Origin of the sequence: Ensifer sp. Root31 (assembly GCF_001424825.1) — a bacterium.
Classification (GTDB): domain Bacteria; phylum Pseudomonadota; class Alphaproteobacteria; order Rhizobiales; family Rhizobiaceae; genus Ensifer; species Ensifer canadensis.
Genome location: NZ_LMCO01000012.1, coordinates 433,183 through 449,569, shown reverse-complemented (window position 1 = coordinate 449,569; position 16,387 = coordinate 433,183). Strand labels below are relative to the sequence as shown.

Annotated in this window: 13 protein-coding genes; 4 read left to right on the top strand and 9 right to left on the bottom strand. The window is 61.7% G+C overall.

Translation table 11 applies throughout. The features are described from left to right. Nucleotides 1-17: 17 nt before the first annotated feature. The 5 genes from ASD00_RS13970 to ASD00_RS13950 form a co-directional block, all read right to left on the bottom strand. The gene (locus tag ASD00_RS13970) at nt 18-1,304 is read right to left on the bottom strand and encodes an ABC transporter substrate-binding protein (protein ID WP_057207191.1); all 1,287 of its coding nucleotides are present in this window, start codon (nt 1,302-1,304) and stop codon (nt 18-20) included. A gap of 111 nt (nt 1,305-1,415) precedes the next feature. Beyond that, complete coding sequence (locus ASD00_RS13965) at nt 1,416-2,702, bottom strand: sugar ABC transporter substrate-binding protein (RefSeq protein ID WP_057207190.1); 1,287 nt, start codon at nt 2,700-2,702, stop codon at nt 1,416-1,418. A 34-nt stretch (nt 2,703-2,736) separates the two neighbouring features. Then, nucleotides 2,737-3,819, bottom strand: coding sequence for a sn-glycerol-3-phosphate ABC transporter ATP-binding protein UgpC (gene ugpC, locus ASD00_RS13960; RefSeq protein WP_057207189.1), 1,083 nt, complete (start codon nt 3,817-3,819; stop codon nt 2,737-2,739). A gap of 47 nt (nt 3,820-3,866) precedes the next feature. Beyond that, nucleotides 3,867-4,715, bottom strand: coding sequence for a carbohydrate ABC transporter permease (locus ASD00_RS13955; RefSeq protein WP_057207328.1), 849 nt, complete (start codon nt 4,713-4,715; stop codon nt 3,867-3,869). A gap of 37 nt (nt 4,716-4,752) precedes the next feature. Further along, complete coding sequence (locus tag ASD00_RS13950; protein ID WP_082523553.1) at nt 4,753-5,676, bottom strand: sugar ABC transporter permease; 924 nt, start codon at nt 5,674-5,676, stop codon at nt 4,753-4,755. Between the two features lie 156 nt (nt 5,677-5,832). On the opposite strand from ASD00_RS13950, the gene ASD00_RS13945 reads away from it, so the two are divergent. The 3 genes from ASD00_RS13945 (at nt 5,833) to ASD00_RS13935 (ending at nt 9,732) form a co-directional block, all read left to right on the top strand. Beyond that, nucleotides 5,833-7,023, top strand: a complete 1,191-nt coding sequence (locus ASD00_RS13945; RefSeq protein WP_057207188.1) for a glycoside hydrolase family 88 protein — start codon at nt 5,833-5,835, stop codon at nt 7,021-7,023. A 64-nt stretch (nt 7,024-7,087) separates the two neighbouring features. Next, on the top strand, nt 7,088-8,146 hold the full coding sequence (locus ASD00_RS13940; RefSeq protein ID WP_057207187.1) for a LacI family DNA-binding transcriptional regulator: 1,059 nt from the start codon (nt 7,088-7,090) through the stop codon (nt 8,144-8,146). 140 nt (nt 8,147-8,286) lie between these two features. Then, the gene (locus ASD00_RS13935; protein WP_057207186.1) at nt 8,287-9,732 is read left to right on the top strand and encodes a sulfatase-like hydrolase/transferase; all 1,446 of its coding nucleotides are present in this window, start codon (nt 8,287-8,289) and stop codon (nt 9,730-9,732) included. A gap of 301 nt (nt 9,733-10,033) precedes the next feature. On the opposite strand, the gene ASD00_RS13930 is transcribed toward ASD00_RS13935, so the two are convergent. Together ASD00_RS13930 and oiaX are read right to left on the bottom strand one after the other, a co-directional pair. Next, nucleotides 10,034-11,335 carry a four-carbon acid sugar kinase family protein gene (locus ASD00_RS13930; RefSeq protein ID WP_057207185.1) on the bottom strand — a complete coding sequence of 434 codons (1,302 nt, stop codon included), beginning with the start codon at nt 11,333-11,335 and terminating at the stop codon, nt 10,034-10,036. Between the two features lie 3 nt (nt 11,336-11,338). Continuing rightward, nucleotides 11,339-12,595: a 3-oxo-isoapionate-4-phosphate decarboxylase OiaX gene (gene oiaX / locus ASD00_RS13925; protein ID WP_057207184.1), complete on the bottom strand. Its 1,257-nt coding sequence runs from the start codon at nt 12,593-12,595 to the stop codon at nt 11,339-11,341. Nucleotides 12,596-12,747: 152 nt separating this feature from the next. On the opposite strand from oiaX, the gene ASD00_RS13920 reads away from it, so the two are divergent. Then, nucleotides 12,748-13,464, top strand: coding sequence for a transcriptional regulator NanR (locus ASD00_RS13920; RefSeq protein ID WP_025430258.1), 717 nt, complete (start codon nt 12,748-12,750; stop codon nt 13,462-13,464). 24 nt (nt 13,465-13,488) lie between these two features. Here the strand turns inward: ASD00_RS13920 and ASD00_RS13915 are convergent, their stop codons facing one another. Then, on the bottom strand, nt 13,489-15,354 hold the full coding sequence (locus tag ASD00_RS13915; protein WP_063963257.1) for a hypothetical protein: 1,866 nt from the start codon (nt 15,352-15,354) through the stop codon (nt 13,489-13,491). Next, a complete protein-coding gene (locus ASD00_RS13910; RefSeq protein WP_057207183.1) occupies nt 15,351-16,385 on the bottom strand; it encodes a Gfo/Idh/MocA family oxidoreductase in 1,035 nt (344 codons plus the stop codon). The genes ASD00_RS13915 and ASD00_RS13910 overlap by 4 nt, the downstream gene beginning before the upstream one ends. Nucleotides 16,386-16,387: the final 2 nt, after the last annotated feature.

The window sequence follows — 16,387 nt, the reverse complement described above, 5'->3', positions numbered from 1 at the left end:
GCGAGCCGTTGGAAACGTCAGCTCCTGAGGATGCGGTTTGCCTGCGCGACCAGCTCCTCGCCGGCTGCAGCGACCGTCAGCTGGCCGAAGGCAACCTGGTCGGCGATCGGTCGGAACACGCGTTCCTCCAGCTCGGAGGCCCCGATCGGAACCTGGGGCGGAAAGGCGCCCACCCGTCCCGCTATCGAGGAAATGTAGTCCACCGATCGTTTCGAGACATCGTCGACAAGAGGCGTCACTGCCTCCCTGACATCAAGGTTGATCGGCACGCCGCGTTCCACGCCGAGAATTTTGCCGGCCGCGAGGTCGTTGGTGAAGAAATCGAGGAACCGGGCTGCAAGCTCCGGCTGCCTCGAGGTGCTGGCAATCCCGAAATGCAGGCTCGCCTTGTAGAACAGGCCGGAAGGTCCCGCCGCGTCGGCGATCGGTAGCGAGGTGATCCCCAGCCTGTTCTTAGCGAGCGCCTGATAGCCGAGCAACTGGTTGGAAAAGGCGATCGCCATCACCGCGTGACCGGTTGAAAGCGGATTGGAATCGATCTGAAGCTTGTCCATTGCCTGGACCTCGGCCGACACGCAGCCGCCGTTCTTCGCCAGACTTTCCCAATAGCCGTACCAGTCGCTGGCATCGGTGGCATCGAAGCCGATCCGGCCATCTTCGCCGTACAGTCGCTTGCCGCGCTGAACGAGAAACGCCTCAAAGGCATAGCTGTAGCGCGCGCCGTTGCCGACCGCCCAGACATTCTTCCGGCCGATCGCCTTGGTGATGTCGATGCAGAGCCTGGCAAAATCGTCCCAGGTCGTCGTCGGTCCGGGCGGCGCAATGGCGGCCTCGTCGAAGGCGACACTGTCGTAAAGCAGAGCAAACGCATTCAACGACAGGGGCATGCCGACGACCTTGCCGTCGACCGCCCCGAGATCGAGGACGCCGGGCATCAACTTGTCGGTACGGATTACGCTTCCCAGGTAATCGCCGAGCGGAAGCAGGGTGTTGCGGCGGGCGTAGTCGGCAAAGCGGCTTGGCGCGAGCTGGAAAATATCGGGCGCATTGCCACCGGCCAGCATCGTCGCCAGCTTCGACCAATAGTCGTTGCCGCCAACCTCGCCATTGATCTTCACGCCGGGATTTGCGGCCTCGAACAACCTGGCAACACCAAGCGTGCGCTCGGCGCGTGCGGGAGAACCGAACCAGAAGAGGCGCATCGTTGCGCTATCCGCCAGTGCCGAGCGCAACGGCGATTGCAAAAACGTTGCCGCGCCCCCGAACAACAACCCCAATTGCAAAAATTCGCGTCTGCCAAGCATGGTCCTCTCCCGAAAGCTTCGATTTCTGTGCGCCGCCGACCTCCTTCGGCGGCGCACTTGGGCGCATAGGCGATTTCGACAAGCGAAGCGGCCACTATCGTCGCGAGACGATCAGCCCTTGAGAATTCGGCCGCCTTCCGCAACCAACTGATCAGCCGCTTCTGCGGGCGTCACTTGGCCAAAGGCCACCTTGTCTGCCAGCGGCCGGAAGGCGCGTGTGTCGAATTCGGAGGCGCCGACCGGCACTGGCGGAGGATAGGCGCCGACCCGGCCGGCAATCGACGAGATGTAGTCGACCGTCCGTTTCGACACGTCGTCGATCAGCGGAACGACCGCGCCCTTGACGTCGGTGTTGACGGGAACGCCGCGCTCGACGCCGAGAACCTTGCCGGCAGCCATATCGTTGACGAAGAAGTCAATGAACCGGGCAGCAAGTTCCGGATTTTCGCAGGTGCTTGCAATGCCGAAATGCAGACCCGGCCGGTAGAACAGGCCGGACGGTCCTGATGGATCCGTCACCGGCAACGTGGTGATCCCTAGCGGGTTCTTCATCGCCGACTGGTAGCCGAGAAGCTGGTTCGAAAACGCGATGGCCATAGCGGCCTTGCCGGTTGCCAGCGGGTTTGAATCGACCTGGATCTGGTCCATCGACTGAACTTCGGCCGACACGCAGCCGCCGTTCTTGGCGAGGCTCTCCCAGTAGCCATACCAGTCTTTGGCATCGTTGACATCGAAACCGATCTTGCCGTCCTCGCCGTACAATCGCTTGCCGCGCTGGTTCAAGAATGCATCAAAGGCATAGGTGTAACGTGATGCGTTGCCGACCGCCCAAACGTTCTTGCGGTCGATCGCCTTGGTCAGTTCGACACAAAGTTTGGCGAACTCGTCCCACGTGGTCGCGGCCCCCGGCGGATTGAGCCCGGCCTGCTTGAAGGCTTCCGTGTCATAGAACAATGCGAACGCGTTGAGCGACAGCGGCATGCCCGCCACCTTGCCGTCAACGGTTCCAAGCTCCAGCACACCCGGCGCGAGCTTGTCGGTGCGAATGGACTTGCCGAGAAAATCGTTGAGCGGAAGCGTGGTGTTACGGCGCGCATAGTCGGCAAATCGGCCAGGCTCGAGCTGGAAAATATCAGGGGCATTGCCGCCAACAAGCATCGTCGTCAGTTTCGACCAATAGTCGTTGCCGCCGACTTCGCCGTTGATCTTGACATCCGGATTGGCGGCTTCAAACAGCCGGGCGACGCCAAGGGTGCGCTCGGCGCGCGCAGGCGTGCCCCACCAGTAGAGCCGCATCGTGGCGCTGTCGGCAAATGCGGTCCGCAGCGGAAGCTGCGAAAATGCAGCCGCTCCGCCGAGCAGCAGGCCGTTGCGTAGAAGTTCGCGTCGATTGATCATGAATTCCTCCCTTTGGTTCCGTTTTTGCCTGAGCCTAGTCGGCAAGCCTGCGCCCTTCGGCGTCGAAGAGATGGCAATGTTCCGGCGCGATGCTGACGCTCAGCGTTTCGCCCGTGCCAAGCAGTGTCTGGCCTTCCATGGCGACGATGAGCGCCTGCTTGTCGGGCAGACGCCCATAGACGATGGTCTGGCCGCCGAGATGCTCGATATGGGTGATCGTCAATGTCCCCAGATGGATGCCGCCCGCGCTGTTGGCCCTGATATGCTCCGGGCGAACGCCAAGACTGAGGGTCGCCCCGATCTCGGCTCTCTCGACCAGCGGCACCGCGACATCGGCACCGGCAAGACCGATGACAACACCGTCGTCGCGGCGCCCCACCACGGAAACATCCAGGAAATTCATCTTGGGCGAACCGATGAAGCCGGCGACAAAGCGGTTGACCGGCCTGTTGTAGATTTCGAGCGGCGTTCCCTGCTGCTCGATCCGGCCGGCGCGTAGCACGACGATCCGGTCAGCCAGTGTCATGGCTTCGACCTGGTCATGGGTGACGTAGATCATCGTGGCGCCGATATCGGCGTGGAGCTTTGCAATCTCGACACGGGTCTGCACGCGAAGCTCGGCATCCAAGTTGGACAAGGGTTCGTCGAACAGGAAGATTTTCGGATCACGCACGATGGCGCGGCCGATGGCGACGCGTTGACGCTGGCCGCCCGACAGCTGCTTTGGCTTGCGTTCGAGCAGCTGCGTGATCTGCAGGATTTCGGCGGCCTTGCGCACCCGCTGATCGATCTCGGGCTTTGGCATGCGCATGGTTTCAAGGCCGAACGACATGTTCTTGTAGACACTCATATGCGGATAGAGGGCATAGGACTGAAAGACCATGGCGATGCCGCGCTCGGAGGCTGCCTTCTCATTCATCCTGGCGCCGCCAATCGCCAGCTCGCCGCCGGAGATGGGCTCCAGCCCGGCAATCATGCGCAAGAGCGTGGACTTGCCGCACCCCGACGGGCCGACGAAAACGACGAACTCGCCGCTGCCGATCTGGAGGTCGACGCCGCGGATGACCTCGACGGCACCGTAGCGCTTCTGGACTTGCTTCAAAGCGAGCGTCGTCATGGGGCTCCCCTTTCCTATTGCTTGTTCTGTGGTTTTTGTTCGCGGCACTACCGCTTCATGCCCGTCGTCGCGATGCCTTCGATCAGCAGCCGCTGGAACAGGAGGAAGAGGATGAAGATCGGCAATACGGTCAAAGTCGACATCGCAAGCAGAGCGCCCCAATCCGATTGCGCCGTGGCATCGACGAAGGTTCGAAGGCCAAGCTGGGCCGTGTATTTCTCGATGTCGTTCAGATAGATCAGCGGCGCGAAGAAATCGTCCCAGGTCCAGATGAAGGAGAAGACTGCGGCGGTCGCCAGGACAGGCGTCGAAAGCGGCAGGATCACCTTGAGGAAGATGCGCAACGGCCCGGCGCCGTCCATGATGGCCGCCTCGTCGAGTTCGCGCGGGATGCCGCGGAAGAACTGAACCATCAGGAAGATGAAGAAGGCATCGATGGCGAAGAACTTCGGCACGACAAGCGGCATGATCGTGTTGACCCAGCCGAACTTGAGAAACATCAGATATTGCGGGATCAGCACCGCATGCTGCGGCATCATCAGGGTTCCGAGCATGAGCGCGAACCAGAACCCGCGTCCCTTGAACTGCAGCCGCGTGAAGGCATAGGCGGCCATCGAGCACGATATCAGGTTGCCAATGACGACCAGGACCGAGATCAGCAGCGAGTTGAGGAACAGGTGGCCGAAGCTGACGCTCAGGCCATTCCAACCGCGTCGGTAGGCATCGAGCGTAAACTCCTGCGGTATTAGCGATGTCGTCGCGAAGATCTCGTTCTCTGGCTTGAAGGAGCTCGAGACCATCCACAGCAACGGATAGAGCATGATGAAGCTCACGGCGGTCAGGAGCGCGTAGACCAACGCCCGCTTCAGCGGCGAGGATTTGGCTCCGTCGGGCATGGCAGCTGCCTCGACGACGTTCGACGCGTAGACGGTATCAGTCATCGTAGTGCACCCAATATTTGGCCGACATGAAGGACAGCGTCGTGAAAATGGCGATGATGACCACCAGCACCCAGGCAAGGGCTGATGCGTATCCGAAACGGAAGTTGGTGAAGGCTTCCTGGTAGAGGTAGAGCGTGTAGAACAGCGTCGTATCGATCGGACCACCGCTGCCGTCGCTGACGACGAAAGCCGAGGTGAAAGCCTTGAACGCGTCGATCGTCAGGATCACCGCATTGAAAAAGATCACCGGCGTCAAAAGCGGCAGCGTGATCTTGAAGAACTGGCGGGAGCGACTTGCTCCATCAATGCTGGCCGCCTCGTACATATCCTGCGGGATCTGGCGCAGACCGGCGAGAAAGATGATCATCGACGAGCCGAACTGCCAGGCCGCGAGCAGAACCAGGGTGTAGAGCGACGTGGACGGGTTCGAGATCCAGCTCGGGCCTTCGTAGCCGAAAAGCGCCGCCAGAACCTGGTTCAACACGCCGTCGCCTGAAAAGACCTGCCGCCAGAGCACAGCGATTGCGACACTGCCGCCGACCAGCGACGGAAGATAGAAGATCGCGCGAAAGACCGTCAGGCCGCGCAACCCCTTGTTCAGCGCCACGGCGATCGCCAACGCGAACATCAGCTTGAGCGGCACCGATAATAGAACGAATGTGAAGGTCACCCTCATCGCCGTCCAGAAACGGGGGTCGTCGCTGGCAATCCGCACGTAGTTCTCGGCACCGACCCAGTTGGCCGGACCCATCAGGCCGAAGTCGGTAAGCGAAAGATAGAACGACGAAACGGCCGGCCCCAAGGTCAGCACGACAAACCCCAGCAGCCAGGGCAGCAGGAAGCCGTAGCCGCCCAACTGGCTGCGCAGTCGCACGCTCAGAGGCGGCCCTGCGTTCGATGCGTCCGTAATGGACATTCCCTCACCCTCCCTTATCGGCGCCGTGGACGTCACGAAGGACGCCCAGACTAGACATAAGAATGAAACCGAAAACATTCTTCGTCAAGCGAAAGTTTCGCTATTGACGAAAATTGCGTAATGAGCAAAAAGATTTCCAAACTCAGGAGCACTCACATGAAAATCGAAACCAGTAGCTACTTTGCAGCCTCCGTGCCGGCAGCCGCCACCTCTCATGTTGATCGCCACCAGGCAGCGCTCGTACGCAGCATCGAAAAATTGCGCACGACCATGCCGATCATCGGCATTCGCAACCCGAAGATCGGCTTGAGCGACAATAGCTGGGCCTATTGCAGCCCCTACGACTGGGTCGTGAGCTTTCATGCCGGCCAATTATGGCTTGCCTCGCAGCTAACAGGAGATCCGACATTCCTGAACGCAGCGCGCGCCCGCCGCTCGATCTTTCGGGGCATTCTGGCGCATCGCCGCGCTCAGGACCATGATCTTGGCTTCCAGTTCTCGCTCAGCTGCGTCGCCGAATGGCTGATGACCGGCGAGAAGGAGCCGCGCGCGCTCGCTCTTGAAGCCGCCAATCTGCTGCTCGGCCGGTACCGACCGGAGGGGCGCTATCTTCAGGCGTGGAACGCGCAACCGGCGCATGGCTCCATGCGCGCAGATTTCGCCAACGGGCGGATCATCGCCGATACGATGCAGAACCTCGCCCTCCTCTACTGGGCCTACGGCGAAACCGGACGCGCCGACTTTCGCGAGGCCGCCGACGGCCATGCCGACACCACATTGAAACATCTGGTGCGCGACGACGATACCAGCTTCCACACCTTCCTGTTCGACCCGAGCACCGGCGAGGCACTGCGCGGAGAAACCCACCAGGGCCATGCCGACGGATCATGCTGGTCACGCGGCCAGGCCTGGCTGATCCACGGTTTTGCGCAATGCGCGCGCGTCACCGGCAACAGGACCTATCTGGATGCGGCCCGCAGGCTCGCCGCCAAGGCCGAGCAGCTGATGGGCAGCGACCTCGTGCCCGTGTGGGACTATGACGTCCCCAACCCGAAGAACGCGCCGCGCGACAGTTCGGCCGGCGCCATCATGGCAGCCGGCATCTACATGCTCGCCGACCAGTGCGACGTCGACGAGGCTCAAGCCTGGCGCGGGTTTGCCGACCGCTTGATCGCTGGCTTGCTCGACACCTGCGACCTGACCGAAGATCCAACGGCACTCGGCCTTCTCGCCCATGGCGCGGCCCATGTCGGATCAGGCTATTCCGACACCATGCTTCCCTATGGAGACTACTATTTCATGGAGGCCTTGATGCGGTCGCTCGGGCATACACAATTCTTCTGGTAAGCAGACAAAATGCCAGTCGCTGCGACTCCCAAAAAGCGCAGGAATCTGATGGAGTGGGTTTCCAATGACCGATGATCAACTCGCCACACTGACACTGCGCGACATCGCCGATGCAGCCGGCGTTTCGGTCGCATCCGTGTCGAAGGTGCTGAACAATCGCGGCGGCGTCAGCGGTGAGAGCCGCAAGAAGATTTTGGCTCTTGCCGAAGAACTCGGCTACCTCGGGCGCAACGCCCGATCGCTTCACAAGGCTGGCATCGGAAGCACCGCGTTGATCGTGCCGGCCGAGTACTACTCCGGGTCGCAGTTCTACGAGGATGTGATCCGCGGCGCACTGGACGAGGCAGCGGCGCATTCGCTGAAAGTCGACGTGCAGCTGCTGACGCTCGACACCAAACAGAACACCGCGGAGATCGACGAATACCTGCGTGGCGCAGAGCCGAGCACGGTCATCGCGGTCGGCCTCGACGACCGGGCTGCGATCGACCGGCTCGCCGCAAGTGGCGTGCCGACCGTTCTGATCAACGGCATGGATCGCTCGATGCGCATGGACAGTGTTCTGCCCGACAACTGGTCGGCCGGCTGGCTTGCGACACGTCGTCTACTCGAGGCCGGGCACCGAGACATCGTGCACGTGACGCTGCCACGGCGATTGTCGATGCAGCGTCGCCTTGAGGGTTTTCGTCTCGCGCTGGAAGAGGCTGGAATAGCCTTCTATCCGGACAAGCACCTCATTGATCTCGGCAAGATGGGTTTCCTGGAAACCCAGGCGCAACTGGCCACGCGCCAGGCGCTTGAGAGCGGCAGGCTGGACAAGGCGACGGCGCTTTTCTGCAGCATGGACGTGGTCGCGCTCGGCGTCATGCAGGCGCTTCAAAGCCAAGGCCTTTCGGTGCCCGACGACTATTCGATCATCGGGCTCGATGACGTAGCGATTGCCATGCACAGCCGGCCGCCGCTGACGACGATCAGCATCGATCGCATCGAGCTCGGCCGGATCGGCGTTCAACTGCTGATGAAGCGAATAGCCAACGCCGAAGAAAGCATCACGCGCGTCAACATGGGCGTCAAACTGATCGAAAGGGCGACCGTCGGTCCGCCCAGGGAACGTCCCGCCCGCTGACGACGACGAAACCTACAGGCCTTCACCGACGCCTGCTCACCCCTTGCAGACGGCATGCCACCGCCGATGTCTGACTGACCGGGCTGCCACGGCGAACGCATTGCGCTGTCTTTTCTCCTTGGCTTAGCGAGGACGCCTTCATGCAGAAACCCAACGTCGTCGTCATCATGGCTGATCAGCTTCGCTATGATTTCATCGGCACATCCTACATGCCGCATCTGCAGGCGCTTCAGGCTGACAGCTGCCTCTTTCCGAACGCCTATTGCGCCTCGCCGCTGTGCGTGCCTTCGCGCGGCGCGTTTTTCACCGGGCGATATCCCAATTCGACCGGTTGCCTGATCAACCCCTGGATCGAGGTAGACAAACAGCATGGCTTCATAGGTGACGATATCGCCAACCTGTACGGACTGCTGTCTGCCGATTGGGACGGATGGCACGCGGGAAAACAGCATCTGATGTACCAGCCACCGCTCGAGATGCGCGAAGGCACGGCGGTCAGGTGGCATGCACTTGAAGAGAATTACGGCGCGTTTCTCGATGCGAGGGGGCACCGTCCACCTGGAGGCCCACGCTTCCGCGGCATCGTTCCGGAACTGACTTCAGGCACCGTTACCTCGGTCGGAGACTATTCGACGCCGGCGACCGGCTGCTATGAGCCGGGGTTCGACAGCTTCTTCGACGGCTATATCCTGCAATCGTCGCTCGGCGCCATCGAGAACCGCGACAGATCGCGGCCACTTTTCCTGAGCGCCATGTTCCTGGCGCCGCATCCCCCCTTCGATGTGCCCGAGCCGTGGTATTCGTTGGCGCGAGAGGTCGAGCCGCCTGACAATGTCGGCCAATGGTTCTCCGGCCAAAGTCCGCTGCAGCTCTACAATCTACCCGGCTTCCTCGGCACCCGTTACAGCCGCGACGATTGGAAAGAGATTTGGCGCGTCTATGCCGGGCTGGTGGCTCTTCTCGACCATTGCATCGGAGCGATCGTTTCCAAGCTGAAGGCTGAAGGCATTTACGACGAAACACTGATCGTGTTTACGAGCGATCATGGCGAGATGCTCGGCTCGCATCGCCTCTGGCAGAAGATGTGCATGTACGAGGAGGCGATCCGAACACCTCTCCTGTTCAAGATGCCGGCGCCCATGGCCGGCATCGGGGTCTGCGACCAAGCGGTCAGTCACATCGACGTCTTGCCAACGATTTGCGACATCGTGAACGTCGAGAAACCCAAAGACCTTCCCGGCCGCTCCCTGATGCCGTCGATCAACGCCGGGACGCCTTGCGAGCATAAGGATATCTTTGTTCAGTTCGACGGCAATGGCGCCCTGGGCAACTTCTCGCGGTGTATCATCCACCAATCGCACAAGCTCATCGTCGACATCTTCAAGGACGAGGTCTTCTTTGAGCTTTACGCGCTGGCAAGCGACCCGCAGGAAACGACCAACCTGGTCGTGGAGCGCGAAGATCTGGCCGCATACTTGTTTTCCAAACTGACCGAGCACATGCGGCTAACAGGAGACCATATCGCGCTTGGCCCTGATGCGCTTCAGCAGTTCATACTGCGCAGGAAAGCCTTGGCCTTCCCTTAAGTTCCGGTCATAACCCGCCCTACGGGCTACTGGTGGACAGCTTCGAGGCCGCCACAGCGAACAAGTCGTCGCTCTGAGGTTTACCGACATCTTCGCCGATCAAGCGCACCCGATCTCATCTTGGAGATCATGCCGGCGCTGTCCGCCTGGCTGGAGGTCGACCTTCGAATATGAGCATTTCGAAGAATGATCCGGCAGCTCGCCCGGGCGGCCCAGTCGCACGTCTGCGTTAAACGGAGGCGCGGAAACGCTCTATCTCTTTATTTCCAGCCTAACGTTGGTGTGCCGCTCACCGCCCGAGTTATACTTTGCCCGCTCTGATCATGGAAAAATAGTCGTCGCCGCCAACCTGCCCGCCCTTCAGCGCGATCTGCAAGCCATCCACCGCACCGCCATGAGCGATGCAAAGCGGCGAGCCCGGCGTCTGCGGCAGGGGCATCTTTAGCGTCAGTGCCAAAATGCCCATCTGACCGAGCGCGTGGCTTGACGTATCGCCGCCGGCCACCACGGCGCGCGAGATCCCGGCGCGCTGGACAAGCGCCGACTGAATTTGGCCGAGCGCGCGGCCGAGGCGATGACGAGCGCCTGTCGATGAATCGAGTTCGCCGCCCCGATCGGCAGATGGACCAAGCGCCGTGTAAAGCACGACACTGTCGCCGCCTTCCAGCACCTTGAGGCCGGCTTCGATCGCCACGGCAATTGCAGATCCGGCCCCGTCGCCGGAAAGTGCAAGAGGATCAAGCGTGACGCCGCCAAAACCGTTTGCGAGCGCATGGCGAATTTGCCGCTCCGTGGTGGGAGAAACGCTGCCGGACACGACCGCGATGCGATCCACCGGACCGGCCTCGGCAAAGACAGGTTTGTCGCCGATCAGAACCTCGTTCCGCCATGCGGGGATCAAGGCATATTCGACACCGGAGGATCCGCAAATGAAGCCGCTTCTGGGATGCAGCGCGTTCCAGACCAAGGCACCGGCGGCGGCCTGGGTCAACGCGTCGAGCACGTCGATGAGCAGGATGTCGGCGTCTTCAAGCGCCGACCGGCCCAGCAGCGCGACATTATCGATGAGTGCCGAAGAGAGCTTTGTCTGGCGCGCGAGATGCATCAGCAGATTGGACTCGTCCATCGGCGTGACCGGATGGCGCGACATGACCGGATGACGATCGATGCGGTAGTTGCGGCCTTGATAGGCGGCGAAGAGCTCTCCGAAGGCCGTATATCGGCGGATCTGGGGCGCGCCGACGATGAGTGGCACGGTCGCTTCGCCGAAGACCGTGCGGCCGATCTCGATCGCCCGGCCGATATTGCCGACATGCGGCGCGGAATCGAAGGTCGAGCAGACCTTATAGTGGCAGAGTTCGGCGTCGAGCGTCTTCAGCCAGCCGAAGGCTTCGCGAAGGTGCACGTCCATCCACTCAGGCGTTTCGCTGCGGCTCGTGCCGGCAAGGCCGAAGGCGCGCGCGCCGTCGAAGCGCGACAAGAGGTCCGCGTCCGGCACTTTCAGGAAAAGCACCGTTTCGACACCGTTCGAGGCGAGCGCCTCCATGACGTCGGTTGAGCCGGTGAAGTCGTCGCCATAATAGCTGATCAGCGGTCGTGTCATGGCTCAGGCCGCCTTGCCATCGGCAAATTTCTCGATGGATTGCGCGAGTTCCGGATGATCCTGCGCGTAAGCGTCCAGCGGCACGCCCGCGACCGCCGCCTCCCATGCCTGCTTGACCGCCTTCACGCCCGCTCCCGGCCCGCCCGGATGGCTGACGATGCCGCCGCCGCAGAGGTAGAGAAGCGCTGTCGATCCGCCGGTCGCCGCGATCGTATCGGGCGCCTGCCCGCCCCACTGGCCCGAGCAGACCACCGGCAGCGCCCTGTCGTCTTCCGAAAACAACGGCGTGCTGACGGCCTTGTAGGATTGTACGAAACTTTCGTCCGGCTCCCAGTATTTCACGCGGATGCCGTTGATCTGGAATTGGTCGATGCCGAGCAGGCGCCAGAACTGCTGCCAGACGGAAAACTCGAAGCCGAGGCCGGCATGGCGCGTGAGGATATCCCAACCATTGCGGTGGGCATGCAGCACCAAGCTAGAGCGCTTGCGCAGGAAGGCGAGACCACCAAAACCGATCGAATTAATGTTGACCACGGCGCAATTGCCGCCGGCCTCAAGGACCATATCGTGGTTGCGCATCATCTCGTCGGGGTCGGCGTGACTGATGCCGAAGGCGTACATGACCTTCTTGCCGATCTTCTGCTCGTGGGCGAGGATTTTCGGCATGATCGCCGCGACGCGGTCCTTCAACGACGAATAGCCCGGGCTCATCAGCTTCTCGTCGTCCTTGATGAAATCGACGCCCGCCTCGATCAACTCGCCGACCATATCAGCTGTTTCATGCGGCCTGAGACCGAGCGCCGGCTTGACGATGGTGCCGATGATCGGGCGATCCGTCACGCCGGTCAATGCGAAGCTTCCCGCCACACCGAACTGCGGCCCGAGATGGGCCGCCGCAAATTCCTTCGGCAGCTTCATATCGACAATGCGGATGCCGGTGAGCCCTTTGATGGAAAACACGCCGCCGATGGCGATGGTCATCAGCGCGGAGAGATCCGTGCCCACCGCGTCCATCGGGAAGTCGATGTCGACATCCGCACGGTTGAACTGTGTGGCGCCGCCCCCTTCGTCAGAGAAGGAGGCCTGGTGCGTGGGCGGCAGCGGACGGACGGCGACGACGCGCGCCGCTACGCGCGCCTTCAGCTCTTCCGTCTCCCCCGGCAACGCCACGAAGGTGCCTGTCGACTGGTCGCTGGCGATCTTCGACGCCATCGCTTCTACAGATCCGGGCGTCTCTATCCGATAGGTCAGACGGATCACGTTCTCTCCTCCCGCACCTCCGTGCGGCAATGCTTGTTAACGGCTACAAACTGGTATAATGAGTATTTATGTTATTGCAAGCCGGCTGCGGCGAAACCTGTTGCAGCACAGGAACTTGATGCATAATCAAACCTGTCGAATCCAGGTGACTCATGAACGTTGTTTCCGAACCGATCGTCCGCAAGAAACTCTCCGATGAAGTGTTTTCGCGACTGAAGCTCATGATCGAGACCGGCGAGCTGAAGGCCGGCGACGACATGCCGTCCGAACGCGAACTGATGGAACGCTACGGCGTCGGGCGCCCGGCCATCCGCGAAGCGATGCAGGCGCTTGCCGGCAAGGGCCTCGTCGAGATTTCCCAAGGCGAGCGCGCCAAAGTTTTGCGCATAACCGCGGAATCCATCTTCCGGCAGGTCGATCTGCCGGCAAAGCTGATGCTTTCCGGCTCTTCGGACTCGCTGGAACACCTCAAGAGCGCCCGCATCTTCTTCGAGCGCGGCATGGTCCGCGAGGCGGCAGCCAAGGTAAGCCCGGCACAGATCGCCGAACTGCGCGCGCTGCTCGAAAAGCAGAAACAGAGCCTCGGCGATGCGGATGCCTTCATCGATGCCGACATGGAATTCCACCACGCGATCGCCCGGATTTCGGGCAACCCGATCTTTGCGGCCGTCAGCGGCGCGATGCTGGGATGGTTGAAGTCCTACCATACGGAAATGCTCATATGGACGGGCCGCGAGGACTTCACACTTGCAGAACACGCGGAAATCATCCGCGCGATCGAAAAGGGTGACGCCGATTTTGCCGAACAGGCGATGGTAAAACACCTGGAGCGCTCCCGCGCACTCTATGCCCTCAAGAGCCAGAAGTAGTATCAACGTAGGTTGGTATAACGCTCAGATGAAGATCTCGACGCAGCCATAGGCTGGTAGAGTGACGTGCTGTCCTGACGCCAGGACTTTCTCACCGCTCGCAATTTCCACGACCTTTCGCGGCGTAGCAGTGAGCATCACTGTCTGCGGCGCAGGCGTTATGTTTGCCAGAAGCAACCGCTCCCGGGACGCCAGCCCCAGCACCGCATCCGGCCGTGAGGTCTCGACCGCGACAACCTCTTCGCCTGCGAGCGCCCCGAGACGCGCCAGCACATGTGCAAGCGGCCGCAACTCGCCTTTCGCGGTCGTCTCCCCCTCACCGGCGACAAGCCCGAAAGGGCCTGCAAGCGTCGAAAGCGTCAGGACTTCCAGTCCTGCAGAGGCCACGGTTGCGGCATAGGCCAGCGCCCAGGCGGCGCCGAAACGTCCATTGTGCCGAGGGTCGACACTGGCCATCGGGATACGGCCGCCGGCCGGATTGTCCTTCGTGGCATTGCCATAGGGATTCTGGCGCATGGCGATGGTGGAAGGGCCGATGCGATAGGGCTTGTCGCCATAGATTGCCCGCGTGGAACGCACGACATCGCAAAGGGCCTCGAAGGTCTGCATGACGGAAAGGTCATCAGCCGCATGCACGATCGGGTTGGTGCAATGGCTGACATAGTCTATCCGATCACCGGGCACGTGCTTGCGATTGAGCTCGGTGAAATAGCTCATCATGCCGCCGCCGAGCCGAACGCCGGGAAAGGCTGCCCGCGCCGCGGAATAGACATCCGCGAGCGGCGGGCACTGCGGCCACTGACTGCCGGGCGGCGTTGACTGACGGTCCACTGACGGGCAAATGAACAGCGTATCGAGCGCCAGACCAGCCTTTTCGATGAACGTGGCGAGTTCGGCCATTTCCTCCTCAAGCGGGCGCTTGCATGGCAGGGCAAGTTCCAGTGTCACCTTGAGGCCGGACCGCTCAGCGATATCCGCGTATCCTTCCAGCGCCGAGATCCCATGTCCGGCGTCAGGATCGAAATAGGCGATCAGATGGCGCGCGTCGATCGTTTTGAGGACGGCAAGCGAGGCGAGTTGGTCGGCGAAGCATTCCGGCCGCAAGCCGACGCCGAGCTCCGGAAAGCGAAGTGCCGTCGGCGCCAGCGCAAGTGTGACCGTATCCGACGCCACCGCGAATGCCGCGCCCTCTTCCGCCCGGATGTCTACGGTAATCCGCTGGCCGAACGCTTCGCCCTTCGGCACGCGGTAGGGCCAGGGTAGCGCCAGTGGCCGCACATAGGTCTTATAGGATCCGTCGGTCCAGTTGCGCTGGTCCTCCATCTCGAAGACGTCGCCACCGAACTGCGTTGTTGCCTCGATGCCCGGCGCAACGCGGTGCGTGATCGCCGCGATATCCTTGAAAGGTTGCCAGGGCTCGATCTGCTCCGGCCAATGCGCCTGCTCGATACTGCCATCGCCATGCCGGACTTCCACTGGCTGGCCCGCGACGCCGACGACCGGGTGCAGCACGGCGAAGCCGGCACGGGCCGTCTCGAAGTCAGCGTCGCTGATGCAGTTTGCGGAAAAGCTCACTGTCCGCTCGGATCCAGAAATCGCGACCGCGCAATCGAGATTGGCGCCCGAAGGCGCGGTGAAGCGGGCGCTGTAAGTGACGGAGAAACCCTGTTCTTTCTCTTCGACGGCAAGGGCACTGATCATGGCATTGCAGGTGCCCCAATCCCCGTCGCGCACCAGGAAGGCGATCGCGCGCAACACCTCATAGCCGCGGAACCGAAGGCTGCGAAGATTACCGTCCTGAAGCGCCACGCTCAAATCGCCGGCGATGAGCGTGCGGCTTTCGGGCTCACGCTCCCGGGTCCCGTAGAGCAGCAGCGCGTCTTTGTTCATCCCAGCAGATCCACAAGCGAAACGGTCTCGCCGCGCCTGGCGCTAAGATAGGCGGCTTCGACAAGGGCGAAGGTTTGCAGATTGTCGCGGCCGGAGGTGTCCGGTTCCTGCCGCGCGGCCAGCCGCTCGACCCAGTGCTTCTGGATCAGCGCCACGCTCTCCTGAATGTTGTGCCATGGCCGCGAGGCCCAGGGGAGCAGCTTCGGCGCGACGAGGCTTTCCGTCGTGCCCTCTGGCCCATGGACGGTGAGCTTGTAGTCCTTGCCGAGACGGAGCGTGCCCGTGCTGCCGTCGATCTCGACGAAGGTCTGCGGGAACGGTTCTTCCGGTAGCTTGCTCGCATAGCTGACATCGACGATCGAGGTGATGCCGTTGTCGTGGCCGAGCAGCATGGTCGCCACATCCTCACCGGCAATGTCAGGATTGATGCGCGCCGTGCGGGCAGTCATTCGGTGCGCATCACCGAAGAGGAAACGGGCGATGTCGAGCGAATGGATGCCGAGATCCTCGATGATGAAGCGCTTGCCCTTGGCGAGATAGGGTTGGCCTGAAAAGACATCGAAGCCGGATCGGAAGGAGACGCGCCCCCAGAAGGGCATGCCGATCGTGCCACGGTCCAAAACCGCCTTCACTGCGAGGATCGGCGTTTGCCAGCGGAAGTTCTCATGGATCATCAGCGGAATGCCAGCCCCGTCGGCAGCAGCCACCATGGCCTTGGCATCCTCTAGGGTCGGCGCGAACGGCTTCTGGCAGATCGCTGGCACCGCGTGACTGGCGGCAAGCTCCACCAGTGCCCGATGGCTGCCGACCGTCGTGGCGATATCGACGAAATCGAAGCCGCCATCGGCAAACATCGCCTCTGCCGACTGGTAGCGCCGCGCGACGCCGAACTGGTCGCCGACGATACGAAACCGCTCCGGATCGCGGTCGCAGATCGCCACCATCTCCACATTGGCAATATCCTGCCAGCCATGCATCTGGTTGACGGCGAAGAAACCGCAGCCGATCAGCGCGCCCTTGATCTTGGCCATGC

Excerpts from the sequence above, each read along its gene's own strand:
- ASD00_RS13970 (WP_057207191.1), bottom strand. The coding sequence starts at position 1,304 with ATGCTTGGCAGACGCGAATTTTTGCAATTGGGGTTGTTGTTCGGGGGC.
- ASD00_RS13965 (WP_057207190.1), bottom strand. The coding sequence starts at position 2,702 with ATGATCAATCGACGCGAACTTCTACGCAACGGCCTGCTGCTCGGCGGA.
- ugpC (WP_057207189.1), bottom strand. The coding sequence starts at position 3,819 with ATGACGACGCTCGCTTTGAAGCAAGTCCAGAAGCGCTACGGTGCCGTC.
- ASD00_RS13955 (WP_057207328.1), bottom strand. The coding sequence starts at position 4,715 with ATGCCCGACGGAGCCAAATCCTCGCCGCTGAAGCGGGCGTTGGTCTAC.
- ASD00_RS13950 (WP_082523553.1), bottom strand. The coding sequence starts at position 5,676 with ATGTCCATTACGGACGCATCGAACGCAGGGCCGCCTCTGAGCGTGCGA.
- ASD00_RS13945 (WP_057207188.1), top strand. The coding sequence starts at position 5,833 with ATGAAAATCGAAACCAGTAGCTACTTTGCAGCCTCCGTGCCGGCAGCC.
- ASD00_RS13940 (WP_057207187.1), top strand. The coding sequence starts at position 7,088 with ATGACCGATGATCAACTCGCCACACTGACACTGCGCGACATCGCCGAT.
- ASD00_RS13935 (WP_057207186.1), top strand. The coding sequence starts at position 8,287 with ATGCAGAAACCCAACGTCGTCGTCATCATGGCTGATCAGCTTCGCTAT.
- ASD00_RS13930 (WP_057207185.1), bottom strand. The coding sequence starts at position 11,335 with ATGACACGACCGCTGATCAGCTATTATGGCGACGACTTCACCGGCTCA.
- ASD00_RS13920 (WP_025430258.1), top strand. The coding sequence starts at position 12,748 with ATGAACGTTGTTTCCGAACCGATCGTCCGCAAGAAACTCTCCGATGAA.
- ASD00_RS13915 (WP_063963257.1), bottom strand. The coding sequence starts at position 15,354 with ATGAACAAAGACGCGCTGCTGCTCTACGGGACCCGGGAGCGTGAGCCC.
- ASD00_RS13910 (WP_057207183.1), bottom strand. The coding sequence starts at position 16,385 with ATGGCCAAGATCAAGGGCGCGCTGATCGGCTGCGGTTTCTTCGCCGTC.